23 protein-coding genes are annotated in these 22,600 nt (G+C 63.0%); 13 read left to right on the top strand and 10 right to left on the bottom strand.

Annotation, left to right across the window (positions count from 1 at the left end; genetic code table 11):
• Positions 1 to 5 precede the first annotated feature (5 nt).
• The 3 genes from QTN24_RS07175 to QTN24_RS07165 all read right to left on the bottom strand — a co-directional run bounded on the left by QTN24_RS07175 (position 6) and on the right by QTN24_RS07165 (position 5,474).
• Positions 6 to 1,286, bottom strand: a complete 1,281-nt coding sequence (locus QTN24_RS07175) for a hypothetical protein (RefSeq protein WP_313836011.1) — start codon at positions 1,284 to 1,286, stop codon at positions 6 to 8.
• A 112-nt stretch (positions 1,287 to 1,398) separates the two neighbouring features.
• Complete coding sequence (locus tag QTN24_RS07170; RefSeq protein ID WP_144198215.1) at positions 1,399 to 2,682, bottom strand: hypothetical protein; 1,284 nt, start codon at positions 2,680 to 2,682, stop codon at positions 1,399 to 1,401.
• Positions 2,683 to 3,350: 668 nt separating this feature from the next.
• A complete protein-coding gene (locus QTN24_RS07165; protein ID WP_160473960.1) occupies positions 3,351 to 5,474 on the bottom strand; it encodes a phage integrase family protein in 2,124 nt (707 codons plus the stop codon).
• A gap of 564 nt (positions 5,475 to 6,038) precedes the next feature.
• Between QTN24_RS07165 and QTN24_RS07160 the strand changes: the two genes are divergently transcribed.
• From QTN24_RS07160 to QTN24_RS07145, 4 genes are read left to right on the top strand one after another with little or no spacing between them, the layout of a single operon-like run.
• Positions 6,039 to 7,214, top strand: coding sequence for a DNA adenine methylase (locus QTN24_RS07160; RefSeq protein ID WP_160473961.1), 1,176 nt, complete (start codon positions 6,039 to 6,041; stop codon positions 7,212 to 7,214).
• Positions 7,211 to 7,972 carry a hypothetical protein gene (locus tag QTN24_RS07155; protein WP_160473962.1) on the top strand — a complete coding sequence of 254 codons (762 nt, stop codon included), beginning with the start codon at positions 7,211 to 7,213 and terminating at the stop codon, positions 7,970 to 7,972. The genes QTN24_RS07160 and QTN24_RS07155 overlap by 4 nt, the downstream gene beginning before the upstream one ends.
• Positions 7,969 to 8,946, top strand: a complete 978-nt coding sequence (locus QTN24_RS07150; RefSeq protein WP_186296845.1) for a beta-ribofuranosylaminobenzene 5'-phosphate synthase family protein — start codon at positions 7,969 to 7,971, stop codon at positions 8,944 to 8,946. The genes QTN24_RS07155 and QTN24_RS07150 overlap by 4 nt, the downstream gene beginning before the upstream one ends.
• Positions 8,939 to 10,618 carry a non-canonical purine NTP pyrophosphatase gene (locus tag QTN24_RS07145; RefSeq protein WP_160473964.1) on the top strand — a complete coding sequence of 560 codons (1,680 nt, stop codon included), beginning with the start codon at positions 8,939 to 8,941 and terminating at the stop codon, positions 10,616 to 10,618. The genes QTN24_RS07150 and QTN24_RS07145 overlap by 8 nt, the downstream gene beginning before the upstream one ends.
• 60 nt (positions 10,619 to 10,678) lie before the next feature.
• On the opposite strand, the gene QTN24_RS07140 is transcribed toward QTN24_RS07145, so the two are convergent.
• The 3 genes from QTN24_RS07140 to QTN24_RS07130 form a co-directional block, all read right to left on the bottom strand.
• Complete coding sequence (locus QTN24_RS07140; protein ID WP_144198210.1) at positions 10,679 to 12,100, bottom strand: hypothetical protein; 1,422 nt, start codon at positions 12,098 to 12,100, stop codon at positions 10,679 to 10,681.
• Positions 12,097 to 12,804: a hypothetical protein gene (locus QTN24_RS07135; RefSeq protein WP_144198209.1), complete on the bottom strand. Its 708-nt coding sequence runs from the start codon at positions 12,802 to 12,804 to the stop codon at positions 12,097 to 12,099. The genes QTN24_RS07140 and QTN24_RS07135 overlap by 4 nt, the downstream gene beginning before the upstream one ends.
• 182 nt (positions 12,805 to 12,986) lie before the next feature.
• Positions 12,987 to 13,280, bottom strand: a complete 294-nt coding sequence (locus QTN24_RS07130; RefSeq protein WP_144198208.1) for a helix-turn-helix domain-containing protein — start codon at positions 13,278 to 13,280, stop codon at positions 12,987 to 12,989.
• A 207-nt stretch (positions 13,281 to 13,487) separates the two neighbouring features.
• Here QTN24_RS07130 and QTN24_RS07125 point away from each other — a divergent pair, with 207 nt between their 5' ends.
• The 7 genes from QTN24_RS07125 (at position 13,488) to QTN24_RS07100 (ending at position 17,678) form a co-directional block, all read left to right on the top strand.
• Entirely contained in the window at positions 13,488 to 13,982 is a 495-nt protein-coding gene (locus QTN24_RS07125; protein ID WP_144198207.1) for a hypothetical protein, read from the top strand.
• A 36-nt stretch (positions 13,983 to 14,018) separates the two neighbouring features.
• Complete coding sequence (locus tag QTN24_RS07120) at positions 14,019 to 14,963, top strand: hypothetical protein (protein ID WP_144198206.1); 945 nt, start codon at positions 14,019 to 14,021, stop codon at positions 14,961 to 14,963.
• Positions 14,956 to 15,294, top strand: a complete 339-nt coding sequence (locus QTN24_RS07115; RefSeq protein WP_144198205.1) for a hypothetical protein — start codon at positions 14,956 to 14,958, stop codon at positions 15,292 to 15,294. The genes QTN24_RS07120 and QTN24_RS07115 overlap by 8 nt, the downstream gene beginning before the upstream one ends.
• On the top strand, positions 15,278 to 15,514 hold the full coding sequence (locus tag QTN24_RS24895) for a DUF1778 domain-containing protein (RefSeq protein ID WP_144198204.1): 237 nt from the start codon (positions 15,278 to 15,280) through the stop codon (positions 15,512 to 15,514). The genes QTN24_RS07115 and QTN24_RS24895 overlap by 17 nt, the downstream gene beginning before the upstream one ends.
• Positions 15,515 to 15,700: 186 nt before the next feature.
• Positions 15,701 to 16,090 carry a putative phosphothreonine lyase domain-containg protein gene (locus QTN24_RS07110; protein ID WP_186296844.1) on the top strand — a complete coding sequence of 130 codons (390 nt, stop codon included), beginning with the start codon at positions 15,701 to 15,703 and terminating at the stop codon, positions 16,088 to 16,090.
• Between the two features lie 77 nt (positions 16,091 to 16,167).
• Entirely contained in the window at positions 16,168 to 16,851 is a 684-nt protein-coding gene (locus QTN24_RS07105) for a DUF433 domain-containing protein (RefSeq protein WP_144198202.1), read from the top strand.
• Positions 16,852 to 17,396: 545 nt separating this feature from the next.
• Positions 17,397 to 17,678: an H-NS family nucleoid-associated regulatory protein gene (locus QTN24_RS07100; RefSeq protein ID WP_144198201.1), complete on the top strand. Its 282-nt coding sequence runs from the start codon at positions 17,397 to 17,399 to the stop codon at positions 17,676 to 17,678.
• Positions 17,679 to 17,727: 49 nt separating this feature from the next.
• Here the strand turns inward: QTN24_RS07100 and QTN24_RS07095 are convergent, their stop codons facing one another.
• Positions 17,728 to 18,975 (bottom strand): MFS transporter, encoded by a 1,248-nt coding sequence (locus tag QTN24_RS07095; protein ID WP_144198200.1) that lies wholly within the window; start codon positions 18,973 to 18,975, stop codon positions 17,728 to 17,730.
• A 314-nt stretch (positions 18,976 to 19,289) separates the two neighbouring features.
• Here QTN24_RS07095 and QTN24_RS07090 point away from each other — a divergent pair, with 314 nt between their 5' ends.
• Both QTN24_RS07090 and QTN24_RS07085 read left to right on the top strand, forming a co-directional pair.
• Positions 19,290 to 20,477: a M20 aminoacylase family protein gene (locus tag QTN24_RS07090; protein WP_144198199.1), complete on the top strand. Its 1,188-nt coding sequence runs from the start codon at positions 19,290 to 19,292 to the stop codon at positions 20,475 to 20,477.
• Between the two features lie 103 nt (positions 20,478 to 20,580).
• The gene (locus QTN24_RS07085) at positions 20,581 to 20,889 is read left to right on the top strand and encodes an EthD family reductase (RefSeq protein ID WP_144198198.1); all 309 of its coding nucleotides are present in this window, start codon (positions 20,581 to 20,583) and stop codon (positions 20,887 to 20,889) included.
• 69 nt (positions 20,890 to 20,958) lie between these two features.
• Here QTN24_RS07085 and QTN24_RS07080 read toward each other — a convergent pair whose 3' ends face one another.
• From QTN24_RS07080 to QTN24_RS07070, 3 genes are all read right to left on the bottom strand, one after another.
• Complete coding sequence (locus tag QTN24_RS07080; RefSeq protein WP_144198197.1) at positions 20,959 to 21,321, bottom strand: DUF779 domain-containing protein; 363 nt, start codon at positions 21,319 to 21,321, stop codon at positions 20,959 to 20,961.
• A gap of 96 nt (positions 21,322 to 21,417) precedes the next feature.
• On the bottom strand, positions 21,418 to 22,017 hold the full coding sequence (locus tag QTN24_RS07075) for a thiamine pyrophosphate-dependent enzyme (RefSeq protein WP_144198196.1): 600 nt from the start codon (positions 22,015 to 22,017) through the stop codon (positions 21,418 to 21,420).
• A gap of 18 nt (positions 22,018 to 22,035) precedes the next feature.
• On the bottom strand, positions 22,036 to 22,596 hold the full coding sequence (locus QTN24_RS07070; RefSeq protein ID WP_144198195.1) for a thiamine pyrophosphate-binding protein: 561 nt from the start codon (positions 22,594 to 22,596) through the stop codon (positions 22,036 to 22,038).
• Positions 22,597 to 22,600: the final 4 nt, after the last annotated feature.

The following is a 22,600-nucleotide window of genomic DNA, read 5'->3' as shown; positions in this document are numbered from 1 at the left end:
AACCGTCAGCGACCTGAGGCCGCCTGCTTCGGCACCCCCTGGGCCTGTCGCTCCGCCTTGGGCTTGACCGGTACGCGGTACGACAGCCAGTCCGCATAGCGCACGGACTCATGGAACTCCACTTCCGCTTTCGCATACAACCTGACGTACTTCAGCAACGCCGGGCATGCCTCCTCGAGCAGGTCGTCCAGGAGTTTTTCCGGGTTATAGCTGCGCTGCCGATGCAGGCGCCGGTTGATTTCGCAGAACATCAGCGGATAAGCCATGCGGTGCCCTCCGACCTGCTCCATAAGCGGGAGCAATGCATCGGGCATCGGCGCGCTGGTCGGAAGCTTGCCCCAGTAATACTGGGATAGCTCGACGTCGCTGTCGGCATGGGGGACGATCTCGTGCACCCTGCCCACCGACAGCAAGTCGAGCGCGTCGCGGGCGGTCCCCGGTCTCGCGAGTCCCGACGCCAGGAACACGACGACGCCGAAGCCGGCATCGGCAACGTTGCCAAGCGTCTGCACGAAATCGGCAAACTCCTGCACGCGTGCGGCATGCCGCGAGTCCAGACCAACGATCGCGATGGCACCCACATGCAGCGCGGACAAGGTGCGGATGATGACCTCCAGCGCCGGCATGTTCGACCTTCGGTAGGCCTGGGCGAGACCTTGGTGCAAGTAGGCATCCAAGCTGCGCAAGAGCGCCGGGACGAAGGCAGTCTCATTGAGCCGAATACTCACCCGGACGACCAGGAACGGCCAGTGGTACAGACGACCGGGCGTGACAATGGACTGGCCACGTTCGTCGAACTCGTCGACCCGGTCATATTGGCGACAGACACCGAAATGGGCCTGCACGGCATAAGCGAGCTTGGCGGCGTCCAGCGACAGGGGCGCCGCTACCATCAGCACGCGGCGCGCGCGCTCCGATGCCTCGCGCGAACACAGCTCCTGCATCCCGTAGCGGGCGTGGTAGATCGCCCGCGTGGTGTCCTGCCGGATCTGGACCAGGCTATCGCCCTTGGCCTGCGTCCGCGTCTCGACCATTTCGATGATGAGCTCCGCGATATCGAGCTCTTCTGAGGTCGGAAGAATGCCGCCCTCAATATCAAGTCGTCCCCGTGCCAGACGGGAACGGGCCTTGCCCCGCAGGGACGAATCCTCCAGGACATCGGCGTGACTGAGCGCCTCTAGCAGATCACTCTTCCTCAGTGGCGCTGGCAGGGCTTCCACCAGAAAACCGCGGCGGATCGCCAGGTGCACGCGCCGCGTCTGGCTGGCTCGAGCAGGTGTACGCATGGTTGTCTCCTTCGAAAACAGCGCCTCTGCGTCGGCAGAACGCTTGGGGGCGCGGACCGCGCCATGGCGGTCCCGCACCGCGTCTATTGCAAACAGGAGTGCAAACAGGAAGTCAGCCGCGCGGGCCGACGCGGGCAAAGACCATGTCGAGCACCTTCGCGATTCGGTCGAAGCTATCCGGCCCCGGGTGCGACGGGCTTGGCGCGGCGGGAATGCGCCAGCTCCGCACGACTTCGCGCCGCTCCAACGAGCCATTCGGGGTAGGCGTCAGGTGGATGCTGATCAGATGCAGCAGCAGCGTGCCGCTCGCCGGGTCATGGCTCGCGACGCAGTGGCCCACGCTCGCCACGGGTGCACCGCGTACCGCTTCGGTCGTGTCGCGGCGCGCCTCGCCGTTGCGGGAAGCGACGTCGACCGGCGCCCGCTCAAGCGTGCGGTCCCGGGGCGCAGTTCGGCCCTCTACCCAGCCCTTATGGCCGGCGCGGTTCGCGACCAGGACGACGTTCACCGGCGATGTGTCCCAGGGCACGTTGGCCGACTGGAGTTGTCGCTGGAGCCGCCGCATGCTTTTTTCGACCTCGGCCTTGCTGACCGGTGCATAGGACTCGCCCTCATCGGTCCGCGCATGCGCTGCGGGCTGGCGGGCATGCAGAGTCCGGCGACGGCGTGGCGCGTCATCCGCCGGCGGCTCTGCCGTCGGGGAAGTCGACGGCCGTTCGCCCGTGGCGGCCGGCCGCAGACCCGATCTGACACATAAGGCGTCCCAATACACCGCAGCGATTTGGCGTTCGACCTCGTCAGTCGAAAGTTCCGGCGCGGTCGGCCGCGAGGACGTCACATCGACCGCTTGTCCGGCTTGGCCCTGGCCATCCACAGGACGCAGCCAGTCATGCAGGATGGGCAGATCCTGCCGGGGTGTCGCTGACAGCCCGGACGCGACGATCTGGCGGCCGCGCAACGTCTCGACCCCGGACAGGTGGGCAAGATCTCCCAGCCTGCGCGCCATCCGCTCCCTATGGCGGCGCGAGGGGCGCGGGGAATGCGCATCGTCGGACGGCAGTGGCAGGTCGAGTCGCGGGTCAAATTGCCGGTCGCCAACGATGCGGGGGCGCCGATCGGTCACGACCTCGCCGTCCCCGATGCCCGGAAAGTCCTCGCTGCCGCGCGTCGGCGCCGGCGGCAGCGGATGCCCGGGCGCATTGGCCGGGGGCAGCGCGGCCGGGGCGAGACTGGGATCGAGCTTGTGGTCGGGATCGAGGTCCACGCGATCCCGATCCATGCAGTCGCGGTCTTTCCCGGTGCGAGTGCGGGTGCGGGCAGGCCGCGTGGTGTCGCGGGCCGTCGTGTGCGGTTCCGGCGATCCGGTCGCCGGCAATGCTTTGGTGCGTGTGGCCATGATGTGCTCCGAAATTCATTTTTCAGATTCCGGAGGCACAGGCGCGCAGCGTCCTTGATCTTTTGCGGGCTTTCGATCAATACTTTGGGCACCACACCGCCTGTATCGACCTTGAGACCGCGCGAGATCACTGGATGCGTCCTTGGCATTCCGGATCCTACGTGGGGGATGGGTTTCAGTTCTTCCTGGATTTCCTTTTCGATTACCCGCCAGCCGGGCGTAGAAAGGATATAGGAGAGAAACGGCCGCCTCGCAAGGGCGGCCGTTTTTTTATGGCCCACGATTTTCCATCACCCCTCGCTCCTGACGAGTCGGCTCCCCGCAGCAATTCCGCGCTGCGCATCGTCCTTCCCTGGCCTTCCATTTGCCATATTCATAGTAAAATCACCACGCTTTTTTCCTTTACAATCAGAGAATTACCACCGCTACTCTCCGAATATTTTTAAAGACGCTTTAAAATCGCCGCCCACACCCATCAAAGTGATTCATGTGCCTCACGAAATCGCGCCAAATACCCCCTTCACGCGATTCGCATAATCCTTCCTGGCGATTTTCCGGTATTTTTGTGGCGATTTTTGGTGCAGGATTTTTCCCGCCATCCCTTGATTGGACGGGGCGGGCGGGGGATTACCGCGTACCGATTATGTTGGCCGGCGTGCCGCACCGCATTACGCGGATGCGGGAGGCGATTGCCACAGCTTGTGCATCGCGGCAAGCCGCCGCGCGTCCTCCGTCCGCACATACGCCGTCGTGGTGTCCAGCGACGCGTGGCCCACATTCTGCTGGACGAGCTCCACGGGTAGCCCGCCGTCGAGGCTGTGATTGATACAGGTGTGCCGCAGCCAGTGCGCACTGGCCTGGCGCAGCCGGGCCGCCAGCGCCGGTTCCGACGCATCGAGACGCTGCGCCACGCCGGCGAAGAAGCGCTTCAGTTGGCCGTGTAGCGCGCTGCCCGTCACCCCGATATCGGCGGCGACGACGCCGCGCACCACGCCCAGGATCGGCACCTGCGCGGCCAGGCGCGGATCGCCGGGCAGGCCCCGCGCGACCAGGTAGCGCCCGAGCCGATCGATCCAGGCGTCCGGCACGGGCACCAGGCGCACCTTCTGCCCTTTGCCCACCGTGCGCAAGAGCCAGCCGGTAACCGGCGTGCCGTCGGCCTGTCGCAGGGTGACGTGCTCCAGATCGTCGGTGCGCGCCGCGACCAGCTCGGCCAGGCGCAACCCGCCGCCATACAGCAGGTGCAGGGCCACCTGCAGGCGCTGGCTCGCCAGGCCCGCCGGCAGCCGGTCGAGCGCGGCGGCCACGTGCGCCCAGAGTTCATGGCTTAAGCCTCGGCCGGGATCGGGGCCGCGCGGGATCCGCACCGGCACGCGCACCGCCCGGAACGGGTTGCCCACCAGGTAATTCTGGGTGACGAGGAAGGCAAACAGGTTCCCGAGCACGGAGGCCGCGTACCCCACGCTGCGCGCCGAAAGCGCGCCTTCAAGCGGCCGCCATCCAACGGCCCAACGGGGCACATTGCGCGGTCCACACCACGCGGGCGGCGGCGCCTGCAGGAAGGCGAGATAGGCCGCGCCATCCTCAGGGGTGAGCGAGGACAACGCGCGCCGGCGCTCGATCACGCACCAGAGCAAGAGCCGCTCCGCCTCCTTGCGGTAGGCCTCATAGGTATGGGAACGACGCGCCGGCGCACCCGGTGAACTGGCTTCCGGCGAACTGGGTTGCAGCGACGGCGCCCGGACCGCGAGCCAGCTCGCGATGGCCGCGCGATCGTCCGGCGCGTCGATCAAGCACAGTTCGCGCGGTGCCCGGAAGCGCCCTGTCCGCCCGTCCAACTCAGCAGGCAGCACCAGCCGCGTCATCGGCATCAGCGGCGACGGTGCGGGTAATTCAAATGCTGTCGCCGTGCCATCCGGCCGACCTGTTACCCCGCTTGCCGTTCCGCTGTCCGCCGCGGGCGGTGCCTGGCGCCCGGCCGGGGCCGACGCTGGCGCGCGCCCTGGCGCCGCTTCCGGCAAGCCCCCCAGGGTGGCCGTGTGCGCCGACAGGAACTGCCGGATCGCCCGCGCCTTGCCCGCGCCGATCCCGGCGACAGCACGCCACCAGCGCGGGTCCGCCGCCACGCGCGCGTGCAGCTCGGCCAGCGTGCGCAGGCCGTGGGCGGTCAGGCGGGCGGCGATCGCATCGGTGAACCACGCTTGCACGCCGTCGTCGAGCCCGACCGGTGCCGCCATGGTGGCTTCCAATTGGTGGATGGCGAGCAGTTGCCGGCGCAGCAGCGCGGTGCGACGTCGCTGCTGGTCGAGTGCCGTCCCGAATGCCATCTGGTATGCGGCGAGCTGTTCGCCTTCGCTGAACTCCTCGAGGCCCTGCGCTGCGGCGAACGCGGCCAGCGTCGGCAGCGCCGTCGCCCCGGGCGCCAGATCGAGGCGCAGCAGGGTCGCGCGGGCGAAGTTGCCACCGCGCGCGGCCGCCGCGCACAGCTCGGCGCGGATCCAGCCGGTCAGGCGGTGCACGGGCTGCAGGTCCGCCTCGTCACGGGCAGCAGCGGCACCGGCACCGGCACCGGCAGCGGCCGTGGCGTCGGCGGCCGAGGCCGCGTCGGGGTCTGCGGCTTCGGGGACGTACAGCGGGGCCGCGATGCGTGGGGCGACGCCCTGGAGCACGGCCCGGAGGTAGGCGAAGTGACCGCGGTGCAGCCGGCGTCGCGTGACCACGGGCAGGCGATGCAGCAGGCGGTCCAGCAGGGCCGATGGCTTGGGGGCGTCGCGACGTAGGGCCGGCGGCACAGCCGTTCCGACGGCGTCCGAAGGCGCTGGGTCCGGCCTGGCTTCGGCGGCAGGGTCTACAGGGACGGGAGGCATGCGCCCTCCTCGCATTGGGACACACACGGTGTCGGGCCGCTGGCTCGCCATGCCGGCGCGGGTGGGCCGAGGGAATGACGCACCTCGGCACACCGGGCGGCGCCAACGCCACGGGCGAGCCTCAAAAGCGTCCCGCGTGCCACCCACCGCCCGCGCGGCCGTCGCCGTGGATGGCGCAGAGCCCGTGGTGTCGGTCGTTTTAGGATAGCAAAATAAGGCGGGTTATTTTGCTATCCAGTTCCGCAAAACCGGCGACGGCATCACCCGTCTGCGCCGTCCTGCAACCTCCCGCGCAGCCATACGCGCCGCGCGCGGCGACCGCCCCGGTCCGGCTGTTGCCCGGCGCATACGCCCCCCTCGGCAGGGTCTTCGCCAGGTGTGACCTGTGCAATACTCTTGGTCCGAACCAATCCTCAGGAATCCATTGCCTCCCCGCGTCGTGCCCACGCCGATGGCCCGGCGGCAGGCGCATCCGGGAAGGCCATGCCAATGCAGACCGAACTAGCCGAACCATGGGAGGCCGAAGACCTCGCCCTCGACGACGAGGTGTCTTCCATCATCCCGGCGTCGAGCGTGCTATCGCGGCGCTCCCGCGATGACGCACGACTGCCGTCGCGGGAAGCCCCCACGACGTTCGGTCAGCCGAGTCCGTTTCCCACCACGCGGTACTACGGCAGCAAACGGCGGCAAATGGATTGGTTGCGCGAGGAGTTTGGGCGACTCGAGGGATGCACCGCGCTCGACGCCTTTGGCGGGACGGGCGCCGTCTCGCACCTGCTGTCCCAACTGGGCTGGGACGTCACCTACAACGACGTCTTCCAGTTCAATACGATTTCGGCGCGCGCCCTGTTCTCCTCGGCCACGGTGCAGCTCTCGGCCGCCGGCGTAGCGTCCATCCTGCGTGCGGTCCGACCGCGCCCCGGCTTCATCGCCGCCAACTTCGCCGGCCTCTACTTTACCGACGAGGAGAATGCCTGGCTCGACGGCTTCATGGCCACGCTCGCCCATGTCGAGCCGGCCTGCAAGGATCTGCTGCTCCATTGCCTGTTCCAGGCCTGCCTCAAGAAGCGTCCCTATAACCTGTTTCATCGCGCCAACCTCAAGTTGCGCCAGTCACGGGTCGCGGTGCAGTTCGGGAACCGCACCACCTGGGAGAAAAGCTTCGCCGAGCATATCCTGAGCACCTTCGAGGAAGTGCGGCGGATGCAGCGGGGGCTGGGCGGAAAGGTCAAAGTCTCCCCCGGCCAGTCTGCCGAAGCGATCCCCCCGGGCTACGACTTCGTCTACGTCGACCCCCCCTACTTCAAGCGCGCGCGAGCCGCCGACTCCTACCTGTCGCGCTATCACTTTCTCGAGGGCCTGGCCCGGTATGAGGAATGGCCCCGCCTGCTCGACGACGCTGACCGTCTGCGGCGGATCGACGCGTCGACGGTCAGTGAATGGACGGACAAGGCGGCCCTCACGCGCAATATCGCGGCACTGATCCAGACGCATCGCCAGGCCAAGTTCGCGCTGTCCTACGTCTCGGGCGAACATCCCTCCGAGGCGGAGTTGTTTGCCTTGTTCCGCGACAGCTTCAGCCGCGTGCGCCTGTCCCGTCGCGCCTATGGCCGCGCGTTGTCCAAGCAAAAATTCTTCGAACTGTTGCTGATCGGTGAGCCATGAGCCTCTACAACAAGAAGCTTTCCATCTCGATGCCCTGGGCCATCGTGGTCGTCACGGGCCTGCTGCTGGCGATTCTCGGCTGGCTAACCATCATTCTGGCCGACAAGCCCTTTCTGGCGAAAGAGGGGCCGTTGTGGGTCTTTGCGTCCGGTATGGCCTCAGGCCTGGTCGTCACGCTCGCCCAATTCTGTCTCAGTTGGGCCGATGCCCGCGCCATCGATCGCTTTCGGCGCATGGGCGTTGAAAACGTCCTGTCGAACCGCGACGAGGAAGCCTACTATGGCCGGCTCATTCAGTCCGCGCGAGCCAACATCGATGTTCTGGGCTCGACCGCGACACGCCTGATGCAGGACTTCGCCGATGCCGGCTCACCGAAGCCCGAGAAGCAGTCCCTGATCGAGGCCCTGAAACGCGGTGTGGCGGTCCGCATCCTCGTGGCCGCCCCCGCGCGCCTCGATGACCGTGAGCGTAACGAGAAATGTCCCATCGCCCGCAGACTCTTCGAGGCCATCGCGGAAAAATATCCGAGCCACTTCGAAGTCCGCTACTTCGATGCCACACCTCTCGCCTCGTTCGTACGTGCGGACAACGAGCTCGTGGTGGGCCCGCTGCTGCCGGGGGTGGAGAGCAAGCACACGCCAGCACTGCATGTGTTCAACCACAGTCCCTACGCGGCATCGTATTTGAACTACTTCGAAAAGACCTGGGCGACCGCCGCGCCGTTGGGCCCGATGCCGCCAGCGGGGCCCACGCCGTGATCGTTCGCGTGAGCGTCCCGTCACGCGTACACCTCACGCTGATCGACCTCGGGCGCGCAGGCTATCGCCGCAATGGCGGCGTGGGCTTCGGCATCGCCGCGCCGCGCTCGACCCTCGCCTTTGCGCCCCACCCCGGCGTCGATCTGCGCGCCCTGGCATCATGCAGCTATCTCCCCGCCGAAATCGCGTCGCTCACCGAACGCCTGGAACACCTCATGGGCCAGCGGCAGTTGACGCAGGGGCTGCGTCTCGTGGAAGTCCAGCTACCGGCACGACACGCCGGGTTCGGCACCGGCACCGCGGTGGCACTGGCCAGCCTGGAATCCCTCTTTCTGCTCAACGACGTGAGCGTGAGTCCGGCGTACCTGCGCGCCCACTGTGGGCGTGGCGGCGCGTCGGGCATCGGGCTGAGCAGCTACTTCCAGGGCGGCTTCATCTTCGATGCCGGGCGACGGTTCAATCCCGCGCCCATCGTCGGGTCAGACGCCACCGACGAGGTGCGTGAACCGCCCCTCGAGATGGCGCGCCTTGCCATGCCGGACTGGCCCATGGGGGTCCTGGTTCCGCCCGGCGCCTCGGCGATTTCTCTGGCGCAAGAGCAGGCGTTCTTTGCCCAGCGGCTACCGCTGCCGGACGCAGACGTCTTCGAGATTACGTATCACGCGCTGTTCGGCACGCTGGCGGCCATCCACGCCTGCGACTACGCGGCCTTCTGTGCCTCGATCAACGCCCTGCAACGCTGCGCATGGAAACGCGCGGAGATCGATCTCCACGGGCCGACTGTTCGCGCATGCGCCGCCCATCTCGCGTCGATCGGATGCGACGCCGTGGCGATGAGCAGTATCGGTCCGGCCCTGATATTCTGGGCGCGCGACTTTGACGCCGCGTTCGCCGCAGCCACACGCCAGTATGGACCGTCCGCGGTGTTCCGGACCCGCCCGGACAACACGGGCCGCATTCTCTCCCATGATTGAGATCGTCTTCTTTTCCACCAATCGATCGAAGCTCGCGCATTTCCGGTACCTGGGTGATAAGGCCGGCGTTCGCGTCAAGGGATTTCACGAGACCACCTATTACGCCAGCTACGACGAGCCGGAGATTGACGATCGAGAGGAGTTGCTCCGGCGCAGCTATGAAAGCGCGCTGGAGCAGTGGATGAAGCGCCAGGGCGCGAAGGATGATGGTCACAGCACGTTCTTCTTCGAAGACACGTCGGTCGTGGTCGAAGCCCTCAGCAAGCACGCGGAGGTACCCGGGGTCAACGTCAAGTATTGGATGCGCGAGATGACGTTCTCCAAGCTGGACGCCTTGCTGAAGCGCGCCGGTAACAACCGCAAGGTGGTGGTGCGTTCGGATATCGTGATGCACTTGCCGCAAAGTTGGCGGGCCTCGCTGGGCGAGAGCGCGCCGTATCTCTGGGTCTCGGGCGAAACCCACGGCGTGATTGCCAATCGCGAGCGCAAGATTCAGCCGAATCTGGTGTATCCCTGGCTCGACGACAAGACGTTCAATAAATGGTTCGTACCGACCGGGGCGAATGGCCCGATCAGTACGCTGGATATCGAACAGGCCAATCTCGCCGATTTCCGGGCCCGGGCCTTCGAGAAGATTGCGGAGAAACTGCGCAAACTGAGCCTTCTGTCTCCCCGTCAAGAGCACGGAGCGGACCAGTTGCAGCTTCCCAGTATCGCGACCTACCCGTCGATTTTCATCATCTGTGGACCAAGTTGTGCCGGCAAGACCACCACGGCAACCTGGATGCGTGAGGAATACAACCTCCTGCATATTGAAGCCAGTGACTTCATGCACAAGGCCTTCTGGGAACGTCACGGCCTTGGGACCACCGTACGCATCGGCGATTTTGCGGAGGCGGCCCTCCAGACCCAGCCCGGCATCGTGGCACAGCCAATTGCGCAGTTTCTCCAGGCCTCCAGCTCCCCCGCTGCGGTCGTGACAGGCTTCCGGTCGCCGCGGGAAATTGAAGTCTTCCTACGTACCGTGGGATCCCATACCGAGACCGCCGTCATGTACCTGACGGCGTCAGAATCGATCCGGCTCGCGCGCGCGATCGCGCGTGGCCGGGATGGCGTGACGCGCGACAAATTCAAGCAGCGCGAAGCGCAAGAGATCCGCATGGGCGTCGCCGATATCGCCCGGCTGCCCGAGGTCGCGCAACAGGCCAATGAGGGCAGTCTCGAAGACCTCCACGGGGCCCTCCACGACCGGTATCGCGATGCCCTGCAGGTCTACGCCTCTGGCAAGGCGCGCAACCCAAGCCGTCAGGACCAATCCAATCGCGATCAGCTCGAAGGCCTGATTCTTCGCACGCTACTGGCGGAGCAATGCACGGAGAAGTGGTTAACCACGACAGAAATCGCGGCGGCCTTGAACCAGCGCTTCAACGAGAAGAAAAACAAGAACAATGTCAGCCGCTATTTCAACCAGGGATTCCACCCTTACTACGAAGTGCGCTTCCGCGAACGCGATGGCAGAGGCCGGTCTTTGGAGTATCGGTTGTCGGCCACGGGGACCAGCCAGGCACAACAACTGGATGGCATCCCGGAGGTGCGACGCTCCCACAAACGGGGCCACGATCGCGTCGACGATGGCCAGTTGACGCTTCCATTGCGCCACCTGGAACCGTGACCCACTGACGACACGCCGCGACACCCCGCAGCGCCCCCGTCGGCCCGCATCCACCGCACATCAGCGAAGTTCGTCGAGGTCGTGCTGGGGCGGTCGCGTGGCTCTTACGCCGGCGCGGTACCAGCAAGCCTCCCGCGGGTCCGTCGGCACGGCCAGCGAGTCCCACGGTCGATGCGCACAAAGCGTTGGCTGCGTACGCCGCAGGTCGTACTCGCACGCATCATAAAAGGGGCATCGCTTGCGCTCCCCCCCGGCCGTCATCTGGTCGGTGGCGACAAATCCCTCGTCGTTGAGGTGCAGCGACAGGTAGTGGAGCGCGCCGTGTAGCATCTGCGCTCCAAACAAGGACGCCTCCGACATCGACGGCCAGCCGAAGCCGTAGATCCGATCCTTGCCGATGGTGTCCTCGGCGCGCTCTCGCTCGGCGAGTATGCGCGGACAGGAGTATTCGGCGAGCATCATTTCGAGCAAGTCGGCCCGATGGTCTTCGCAGGCAGCCGCCTTGAGTTCCTTGAGTGCCGTGAGCTCAAAGAATGGCACGTGCCGACGCAAAACCATTTTGCTGGAAATGAGGTCCAGCAGTTCCTTCACGGCAATCCCCATCGGCTCCTCGACGGGAAACAGCACCGCGGTCTTTTGAATCACGTCGGCGATCAACGGTTCGTAGTCGCACAACGAGGCCTTCGCCGAGGCCTCCAGCCACGCCATCCTGGCCGCCGGCGGCATGGATGGCATCTCACGCAGCATGCGCATCAACGCCAGCGCCGGATCGGCGGTCTGCAAGGCGGTGATGCCGGCCGCGACGACCAACTCGTCCGGGATATCGTCAACCATGTGACGAGCCACCAATTGAAGCAGTTTGTAAGGGGCGGTTCGCACGTTCTGCGCGAGCAGGCCCTGCGTCATCAGCAGCTTCTCCTCCAGCAGAAATGCCACGCCCTCGATGATCTCCACCGTGCCCACTTCAAACGAAACGGCCAACTGATCCGGCAGCGTCTGCGCCGCACCGACGATGACCGTCACCGGTTCGGGCTCATGGCCGGGCAACGCTGCCGGCAAGACTTCCGTCTGCTCGGCAACGGAAACGACGGTAACCCGTGCATCCGGATTCCGCAGTACGCTGCCCATATTGCGTTCGCGTCGCGCCGCATCCCTGCGATAGAGGTGGGTACGTTTGACCGACGCCGCGGCATAGTCCGTCAGCACATTGCCGACCACCGATTGCCCCCGGTGGTCCAGCTTGTGCCTGAAATTGGCCCACATGCTGATCATGCTGGCAAACGCGTACAGCCCGTTCAGCGTCGAGGTATTGTGAACGTAGTGAAGCCACTCGTGGAACAGATAGCCGTTGAGCCGCCAATGCGACAGATCGAGCGACACGTTACCGTCGGCGTCTTCAGGCAACAGGTCCTTCGCGATGAGCGCCGGCAGTTTGATGAAGAGCAGATCGGGCAGGTAAGACGGACTGTCTTTCGTCTTCATAGTGTTGCCGCAATCGCCTGCAATCGCTCGATGTAGATCACGACCCGGCGTTTCCCATTGACGGAGGACTTCAGGTACGCACCGATGTTATCGATCTTGTGGTTGCCTCGCGCCAAGGGGGCGTTGGGGCATCTTGGTCCCGTCGAAACGCTCGCGAGCAGAACATTCATCGCGGTCTTGGCGTTGACGCTGCCGTGGGCAATGAAATTCCGAATGGCGCGCGTCGTGTCGATGAGTCTGGCATCCGGATTGGACAGGGCCGCGACGCCCGTGCCGTTTGCCGCCGATACCCAGGCCACAAAGCGGGACTTCAGGTCCGCGGCCGACTTGAAGGTGAGGTTATACCCCGTGGGGTCGATCAGTTCCTCCAGCTCCTGAAGGTTGATGTGCTTGGCCACCTGGAACTGGGTCCTGGCAGCCGCGCCGGCCCCAAATTTGCTCGTCACCAGCCGCTCGATGTCGCCCTTTAGCGTCCCCTGGTATGCAGAGAAATCCCGGTTGATGTAGGCCAGCATCAGGTCGGAGAGAAAGACCTCGAACGCGACGTAGGTCGAATGCAAGGTCGTTTCGGCCAGGATACTGAGATCCCGCTTCTCGTGGGGCGACCCGGTCAGGGCCGCCTCAAGGCGGGCCAAATGGGTGAGACGTTCGGCAGCGAACGTCTGAAAGTCGGATCTGACGCCGGCGGGATCGGCTTTCCTCATGGGATATCAAGCTCATGGTCAATGCGCTGGGGGCGGTGGCTGGCGTGCCGGCCCGCGCCAGGGCGATGGTCCAACCTTCGCCCGGGATGCGGGCAGACTGTCGAACGCCAGGCCTGCCGACGTTGCCGACCGAGTCAGCCACCCATGCTATTTTGTGATTATAAATGCACAGACGGCGATCGTCATGGGGCCGGCTTCTTGCTGGGTGGACGCCCCGTGCGCGCCTTTTGTGGTCGGCTGCGCCCGCGATGCTGAGCCGCCTCGTCCTCGGCCTGACGTAGCACGTCAGAAGCCCGGACGCCCAAGGCATCGCACAGGTCGAAGAACGTCGAGATGCGCAGACCCTTGCGGTGGGTCTCGATGTTGCCAACGGATGCGGCCGACATCTTGGCAAGACCGGCGACGACGAGCTGCGTGAGCTCCTTGTCCTCTCTGATCCTTTTCAGCACGTGGCTGAGTGCCTCGGTCCGGTCCATGCATTCGCTCAAGTGATTTGGAGCGAATTTTCACGCCGCTGTTGCACTGAAACTCTGACTAAAGTTAGAGTTTCCCAACTTTATTTTTACGGCCTACGTGTGGTCTCGGCGCGTCTTAGCCATCATAAATGTCGCTTTTTGAGCAATTTGTGAGCTTCGTGCTGGTGGAGTACCACGTGGCAAGGCCGGAGCTTTCCGTCGTCCACCATGAGCGTCTTCCCCTGGCCCGTTTCCGACACGGTGCATTTGCAGCCCGGCAAATATCTATCAGTCGACCTGCGCCGACTCAGCCACAGCTTGGGGATCCATGTCCGCGTGTCCATATTGGGAGAAACGTATGCCGTCTCGCCCGCGCCAGTCGAAGGCGAGACGGGCTTGCGTGCGGATTACCTGCGCTACCACACCGACCGCATGCTGGCGCTGATGCGTGCCGTGGCCGGTGACGAAAGGCCGGCGCTGTTGGCCCACCAGCGGCGCCAACTCGAGGAAACGGATCTCACAGACGACGAAGTCGGCTTGATCTGCCATCTCGTCGAAACGCAGCTCCCGCAGTTGACGCCCACGCCGATGGACGACGATGACGGTCACGCCATCGCGGATCATCTGGATGTGCGCGGCGCGGTCCTACGCCGCCGGGTCCGCGACTTCTTTCGCGGTGCGGTCGTGCTCGGGGCACTTGAACCGTGCCACGTGGGGCCATAGATGGCCGCCCTCACCGCTTCCTTGCACTGTAATGGTATGACCGACTGGATTGAGCTCAATGATCAGGCGTCGCGCCAGTATGCCGATGCCACGATCGTGTTCGCGGAATGGGAGAAGGCCCGGGCACGCGTCCAGGAATGCAGCGGCGGGATGATCTGGCGCACCAGCAAGGGGCGCGAGTATCTGATCCAGACAGGCAAGGACAACCGCCAGCGCAGTCTCGGACCGCGATCTCCCCACACCGAGGCCATCTACACCGCGTTCATTTCGCGCAAGCGCCAGGCGCAGGAAACGCTGGGCCGGCTGCGTCACGAGATGGCGCTCGCCGACCGGCAGAACCGCGCCTTGCAGGTCGGCGATGCGCCAGCGTTGCTGGTGCGGATTCTCACGAACATGGAACGGATTGGGCTAAGAGACAGCACCTTAATCGCGGGCGACTGCGCGCTCCTCGCCTATGCGGCCCAGGCCAGGGTCAAATCGTGGCTTGCTGCTGGCCAGGTCCATGACTGCGAACCCATCCACGTGCAAATCCTGGCGGCCGATGCGCGGGCGAAAGATATGGCGCTTGCCGCCCTGCTCGCTGCGGACAAGACGTTCATCGCCTCGCAGGCCACAGAGGGTCGACTGAATCTGAAGAATGCGCAGGGCGCGACTGCGGAGATTCTCTATGACGGCCTGATCCAGATCCTGTTCAAGCCTGACATGCCCATGGCCGTCCGACCCTTCTCGGTACCGCTGGTGGCAACTTCCGGTCGGATGGCACGTATGACGGCGATTCCGCCGTCCATGTATGTCTTGCGTGCTCACGGACTAGCCGGTCGGACCGACATCTCCCCGGCGGAAGCGCTTCAGCACGCACAGCGCGCACTTGCCGTACGACGCTTGATCAAAAGCCACTTGCCAGACTGGAATGACGGATGGGCTATGCCGACGAAGTTTGGGAAAACCGGACCCGCAACCCAGGGGGCCGTCGATGATTGAGATCCCCGAGGACTTCCCACGGGACCCGTTTCCTACGGTTGTCGGCGGCACGCAACCGAAGCTGGCGGGACGACTCATCGATGGCCGGTTGGTCATCGGCTTGACTGCCGACGAGCGTGCACAGCGCTATGCCATGTGCCACGACCTGGTCGTCCAGCTTGTTGCCTACTGTCATCGCAAGCAGCCGCAATACCCAAAGTGGAGCGCAGACCGCCTGTTGACCTGGGTGGGTAACGGGGTCCGGGCAAAGCGAACCCAATGGGCCCTAGGCGAGGCCGAGGTGAACTGGATTCTGGACCAGGTCCGATCGCACTATGCCGCGCGCTCCTGACGCCTCGCGCCAGCGCGCCACGGCATGGATCGGGACGCATGGCGCGCCCACCCCGACGATCCGGCTCAACGCCACCGAAACGCAGCGCTTTTTGGCGCGGCTCGATGCGCCCGCAGGGCCGAACCACGCCTTAACACGGGCGATGGCGCGTTTCAGGATCGCGCGGATCGGCCCCTCGGATGCCGCCTTTGATGGCGTGCCGAGATCGACGAGGGGCTGAGGGATGCCAACGCAATACTTTTTTGAATGCCTTGCATCGGGCACGCGTGCTGACCCAGCGGCAGCGCAGTCCGCCTCGTACGTATGGCGCGCGACGCAACGACGGGTGCCGTGCCCGATTTTGCCCAGCGGGACGAGGCATTGGCAACCCGGCCAGCCAAATTCACAGCAAACTGACAAGACCTCTATGAGAGACGAGCGCCCTTCCACAAACGAACAAGACGTGTGGCTTAACACGGCAGCACCGTCGCTGACGTCCTTCGCATCCGATGAGCACACTGGAAAGTGGTGCATTTTCCGCGCTGAGCATGAGATCGACGAGTCCTGGACAACGATCAAAGCGCTTGCCGCTCAGGAGAAAATCCTCATTGCGAAAGTCTCGACGGCGATTGGCCGCCGTTACCACGACGGCCATGTCATTTGCATCTACACACGAAACTGGAACGACCGTGCGGACCTCATGACCGTACGTGACGTTCTGCGCGCGGCGGGCTTTACGGAGGAACTTGGCTACAAGCGGGATATCGACACCATGCGGCGCGTGTATGGGCCAGACGAATGGTATGTGCGGGCCTGAACATAGCGGCGCGCGCGCGAGTCCTGCGCCCTCTCTGTTATGAGTGACGTCGGCCCTAGCAACGAGTCTTGTTCCCCATGCCTACTATCCGAAACGCATGCACCGGCATCTCGATAACCGAAGTGGCGTTTTTTGCCGGCGTCACCGTCGAAGAAGCGATCCGCGCCGTGGAAGCACAGGTGCGGTCCCCAGGTCTCTTGAATCTTGATGAGGGCGAGCGATTTGCGCCGATCGTATGCGTCTTCGCCAGCTTTTACGAATCGACCAAGGACGAACTGAGCAAGACGGCGCGTCTCTGGATTATTGCCTCTGTATTGGACAGGGTGCTCCGCCGGCGGGACGCCGCCGACATCCTCTCGCTGCGTTTGGACCGCAGCCGACAAGACCACTTCGATTGGAAGGCTCCGGCGCCATTCAGTCATGTGCGCTTGCGGGAGATCGTTCAGGGTGTTGTGGAACGCATGGCCCGCCTGGCGCGCGCCACCGAATGCGTCTCTGTGAACCCGGAAGTCATGGGTGGCACGCCGGTCTTCGTGGGGACGCGTCTGCCTGTCGACACCGTGGCGGCCTCACGAGCCGCCGGTGCGACCAATGAAGAAATCATCCGCACGTATGCCTTTCTCACGCCAGAGCTGATTGAACACGCAGAGATCTATCAGAAAGCACATCCGCGCCACGGGCCGCCCCAAAGCCTGGGCGAACTGAATCCGACGTGGAAATTGCGCCGTTCACAGGCCGCCCCACCCACGCGGTCTGACTGACCCTCAAAATGAAGGCCGAGAGGAAGGCGACACGAAAACGCGCTTTCCCATATCGATGCCGCTCGTGAATTGGCCCGGCGACGACTTTGCCACCTGCCAGCAAGACGCAAGCCGATGGCGCGACGCCCTCCGCCCGGCTTGCTAGATCGTGGACATCATTGTCAAGCCCGGACGATATGGGGGTTCCACGCCTGTTCCGCCTTTCCCGGAAGCGAGTACCAGCCGTCGGGGCGCTCCGCGCTTAACCCGGTCAATTCGCCGCGACAACCGTATGGCACCCATCTCGCTGTCATGTTATGGAGTGCGGGGGAGCGGAAATACGTCGCCGAAATGGAAGATGAACGGAATGGCCGGAACCTCAAGATCCGTCGAAGTGGAACCAATTGCCTCAATGTCCGGCGACCAAGGAAGGGTAATCCCGGTACCTAGCGAAGTCGTTGTGGGCGGCGTTGCACGCTAGAATCTGCTCCGCGCGCAACGCGCTCTCCCTGGTCGCCCCGAGCGCCCCGTTCCATCTCTGCGATCCTACCCTGCCTTCGTCCTGCATGCGCCCTCCTCTTACTCCGGCATCCAATACCCAGTTATTGCGGGATCGCGCCGAGACGATCCTCTGGATCAAGACCCAGATGGCAAAGTTTGGCCTCCATGTTGTCGACTTGGAGAATGCAGGTTGTTTCACCACCCGCCCTGTCGCCGAAGCGCCCGGGCCGGTGCGCTTCCGGGACGCTCAAGGCCACGTCTGGGACGGGCGCGGGGCTCTGCCGGACTGGCTGCAGCGGGCCGTGCATGCCGGCCAGACGGTGGAGCATTTTCGGGTTGATGGATAGGCCACCCAACAGGTCGCATCGTTTCGCTATCCAAGCACCCTGACCATGGTTATCTCGCACCGTAGGCCCGCTCAGCGCTCGCCGTCCTGTTTCGCCGAGCCCCCAACACCAGTGCCGTCGAACTGATCAGAGCAGCGGCCATCACGTAGTAGCCGATAATCAGCTTGTTTCCGGTAAATCCGATCAGCGTCGCAACAATGGCCGGCGTAAATCCGCCAAAGAAGGTCACGCCAATGGAATAGGCCAGCCCAGTGCCCGTTGCCCGGAAATCCTCGGGAAAGATGCTAGCCAAGGCCAGGCCGGTACAGGCTCCATACAGGCTACTCATGATCGCAATGGCTACTCTCACCCCGATCAACGCATGCACTGTCGGGTTGGCATTCAAATATGCAATCAACGGATAAATGAACATCGCTGTGGCAACCGCCCCGATCAGCATGATCCGTCGATAACCGAATCGGTCAGCAATGATCCCCGAAATTGGGGTTGCAATCATCACCGTCAAACTGAATGCAATTTGACCAACGTACCCTTTAGCGAGGGGCATATGGAGTTCGTGGGTGGCATAGGTCGTGAAATAGTTCGCCACATATGCCGAAACCGTGGCGAAGATTTCAACCAACACACCATAGGCAACCAGCCCCTTGAACTTTCCAAGCTGTGAAAGCAAGCCCGTTTCGCGCCCGCGTGTGCCTGCATGGAACGTTTCCGGCAGCGATCTTCGGATGTAAAGACCGACTGGGACAATCAGCAATCCGACCACGAACACCAGGCGCCATGCCCAAGCATTGATCTGTGCATCGGTAAAGATCGACGACAGCGACAAGCCGACGAGCGCCGTCAACAGAACCCCTGCGCCTTGCGCCGCCTTCTGGATCGAGGATGCGAACGCCCTGCGATGCTTTGGGACACTTTCGATGGCAAATGTGATGGCACTTCCAATTTCACCACCCGCCGAAAAACCCTGTAGCAGACGGCCCATGAGAATAATGCACGGCGCAGCGAAGCCGATTGCCGCGTAGGAGGGGGTTGCCACCATGACGAGGGTCCCCAGTCCCATCATGTTGAGGGTGAGAGACAGTGCTTTCTTCCGCCCCACCCGATCCGCATAGCGGCCAATGACGAGCGCTCCGATCGGACGCGCGAGAAATCCGACGGCAAACGTCACCAGGGTGAGAATCAATGCAAAGAGATCGTTGCCGGCCGGGAAAAATGTCTTCGAAATGGGCACCGCGAAAATCCCGTATGCCACAAAGTCATAAATCTCCAATATGTTACCGAACATCGTGGCGAACATCGCTCGCCACTGCCCGTTTGTCGGCCGACTTTCAGACAATTCCACTCTACCCCCTTTAGATTGAAATCTAACAATCCTTTTTCATGCTATAGAATCACGTCGCCCCTTCCAAACCAGGGGTCGCCACCGCTGGTATTTTTATAATCAAAAACACCAAAGGATCAATTTCATCACAGCGCGATGACATCTAGTTTGTAGTTATACGAAAGCTAGCTTGCACTTTATTTCACAAGTGGATATGGCAGAATTTCAACCACTCTCCCAAATGCCACCGTCCAGTGCTTTCGGTCGCGTGGCCCTACCATCTCGACGCCATGACGAATCCCGCATCGACCTACATCGGCGATCCGCCCTCTCACGCAGAGCTCTCGGAATTGAAAGCGATTCGGCATCACCTCCACCAGCATCCGGAGCTTGGGTTCAAGGAAGTTTCCACGGCAGCAAAGGTCGCGGAACTGCTCGAATTGTGGGGTTATACGGTTACCAGAGAGGTGGGCTGCACAGGAATTGTCGGGACTCTCCGCAAGGGAACCAGTCAGCGCGCCATCATGTTGCGCGCCGACATGGACGCACTTCCAATGCAAGAGAACACCGGCCTGCCTTATGAAAGCGTGAACGCAGGAACCATGCATGCCTGCGGCCACGATGGGCATACCGCCATGCTGCTAGGCGGCGCCAGAGAAATAGCGCAAAAGGGCCAGTTTGATGGGACCGTACACGTGCTCTTCCAGCCCGCCGAGGAAGTTGGCGTCAATAGCGGGGCACAGCGGATGATCGCCGATGGCTTGTTCGATCGTTTCCCCTGCGATGCAATCTTCGGCATTCATAACCATCCGGGAATTCCGGTGGGTACGTTTGGCGTCCGCCCAGGGCCGTTCATGGCGTCCAGCGACGCATTCTTCGTCACCGTCCGGGGAAAGGGTGCACACGCCGCACGTCCAAATCAGTCGATTGACCCCGTCCTAACCGGATGCAGCATGGTGGTTGCTCTCCAAAGCATCGTCTCCCGGAATGTCGCCCCGACAGAATCTGCCGTCCTCACCGTCGGCGCCTTTCACGCCGGATCGGCGCCCAACATCATTCCGGAGACCAGCGAATTCAAGATCAGTGTCCGAACATTCTCGGAAGATGTCCGAAACCTGATGGTCCAACGGGTTAGAACGGTTCTGGAATCCCAGGCAGCCTGCTATGGCGCGGAAGTGGAGATCGTTCATCGCCCCGGGTATCCGGTACTGATCAACAGCCAATGCGAATCCGAACTGGTACTGGACGTGGCGGCGGAGACCATGGGCGCGGATCACATTATTCAGGATTTTCCGCAGGTAACCGGAAGCGAAGATTTTGCGTTCTATCTGAAGGAGCGCCCGGGTTGCTTCATTAGGCTGGGCAACGGCACCGAGAGCGCACCGCTTCACAATAACAAATACGATTTCAACGATGAGAATCTTTGGGTTGGCGCACTGTTCTGGACAAACTTGGTAAGACGCTTCCTGCCAACCTGAGCGTATCGGGGAGCACGTGCCGCACAAAGCCGCTCTACATCGGTGTCGCGCGGACAAACAAACAGTGCGCGCGTACAGTAGTGTTTCACAACAGGAGACGAAAATGGCAAAGCTGATGGCGCTGTACAAGAAACCTGCGGACAAGCAGGCCTTCGATTCCTATTACCTTGCTCATCACGTCCCGATCGCCAAGAAAATTCCGGGCTTGCGCAGCTATGAAATCAGCAGTGGGCCGGTAGCGAGTCCAACGGGTGAATCCCCCTTCCATTTGGTGGCCCTGTTAAGCTTTGATTCCCTGGCTGCCATCCAACAGGGGATGTCGTCGCCGGAAGGCGCTGCCGCTGCCGCAGATCTCGCAAATTTTGCCCAGGCCGGCGCCGACCTACTCATATTCGACACCAAGGAGGTCTAGAAGACGACTTCGGTGTGTGAAAGAAGTCGCCCGTGATCGAATGATGCGGGCACCCCCGGATGCGCTAAGCTACGCCGCCAGACCACGCGATGGCGCAACCCGGCGCAAGCGCGCAAAGAAGCGGACCCCCAACCGTCGTTCCAAGGCGAACAGTCCCCCGCTCCCCGGTCCCGCATCGACAACGATCTGCTTCGTCTTCAGATCGCCGAGGTCATCGTGGCGGATGTAGAACGCCGCGCCAGCAATTTCGGCGATCTTCAGTTCGTTCGCACCCGGTAGAAACTCCCGGATCGGAAAGCACGCCAGCCCCGTCCGACCAACACACCCTTTCGGTTGATACAGGACCAACGGGCCGTATTCATCCTGAAGCTTCTTAAGAAGGGCGGCGGCTGACTTCGTGGCAACGACCCGCTCTGATGCTGGAGCATTCATGGCTTTGTCTGTCGAAAAAAGGATGCGTCCGGCGGGACGGAGTTGCCGGACGCATCGACACACCGCAGAGGAGGCGGGCAAACTTTCCGGGGCAGGTCAGACGACGGCCAGTGCAGCGCGAATGCGCCGCAGCTCGTCTCCCATCCGCGTGAAGCGCGCATCGGTCATCTCCACCGCCGGGAAATCGGTGCCGAGCTTGGGTACTTCGGATTCGACCGCGAGTTCAATAAACGCCGGCGCCGGGCCGGCAAGAATGCCGGGAAGCTGCTGTGTCAGTTCGTCGACACTAGCGAAGCGCCAAGTCGAACGATATCCGGCGGCTTTGGCCATGGCCGGGAAATCGGCGACCGCGCTCCCAGGAGTCTCGAGATTGCCCAACCCGCTGAACTGAATGCTGTTGTTGAACACCACATGCAAAAAGTTCTCGGGAGCCGCCTGCGCGACGGTAACCAGACCTCCCAATTCCATTAACAGACTGGCGTCACCGTCGAGCACGAGCACCGTCTTGTCCGGCCTGGCCAATGCGATGCCGAGACCCAGGGACGCGGCACCGCCCATCAGCGGCACACAGGCTACGCTGAGCACATCAACCTCGAGCTTGTCCATGCCGTTCATGGCACCCATCGTCGTGACATAGATGGCGTCCGGCGCGGTCTGTTGGATGACCTCACAGGCCTCGATTGTCTTCATGTTCATCTTGATTCCCCTTCGCCCTTACGCCGACGCAATTTCACTGGGTTGCGACCATCCGACAAAATGCCCCGCGATGGCCACGGCGGGACCGCTGCGCGCCTGGGCGGCATCCCATGCTTTCGATACGCCACCAACATCCGCCGGGCCTTCCAACCGCCAGTAAGGAATGTCCAGCGTCTCCAGAAGTGGCTCCAGAATTCTTACCATGCGCCGTTTTGATTTCCTGGGGTCGTCGCCGAGATTCGAAAACTCCCGGCCGAACTGACCGACCAGCATCAGCAGCGGAATCTTCGAGTCCAGACCCAATGCGCGAATGCTGTTGATCGAGGCGAACAGGCCCTGGTTCTGCATCAGAACCACCGCCCGCTTGCCGCCCGCATAGAGACCCGAGGCGACTTCGATGGCCTGGTCCTCCGTCGTGGTTGGAATGACCGTAATGCCGCACGCCGGATCTTCCAGCAGCTTATGCAGCGCGATCTGCAGCATATCCGGCACCGTGACCACATGCGTGATACCACAGCGCTTGAATTCACCGAGAATCGATGCGGCCGTGACCGAGTATCGAGAATGTTGGATGTCCATTTGA

The organism is Cupriavidus sp. SZY C1 (genome assembly GCF_032190535.1).
In the GTDB taxonomy this organism is placed as follows: Bacteria; Pseudomonadota; Gammaproteobacteria; order Burkholderiales; family Burkholderiaceae; genus Cupriavidus; species Cupriavidus pauculus_C.
This window is presented reverse-complemented; position numbering and strand designations above follow the sequence as displayed.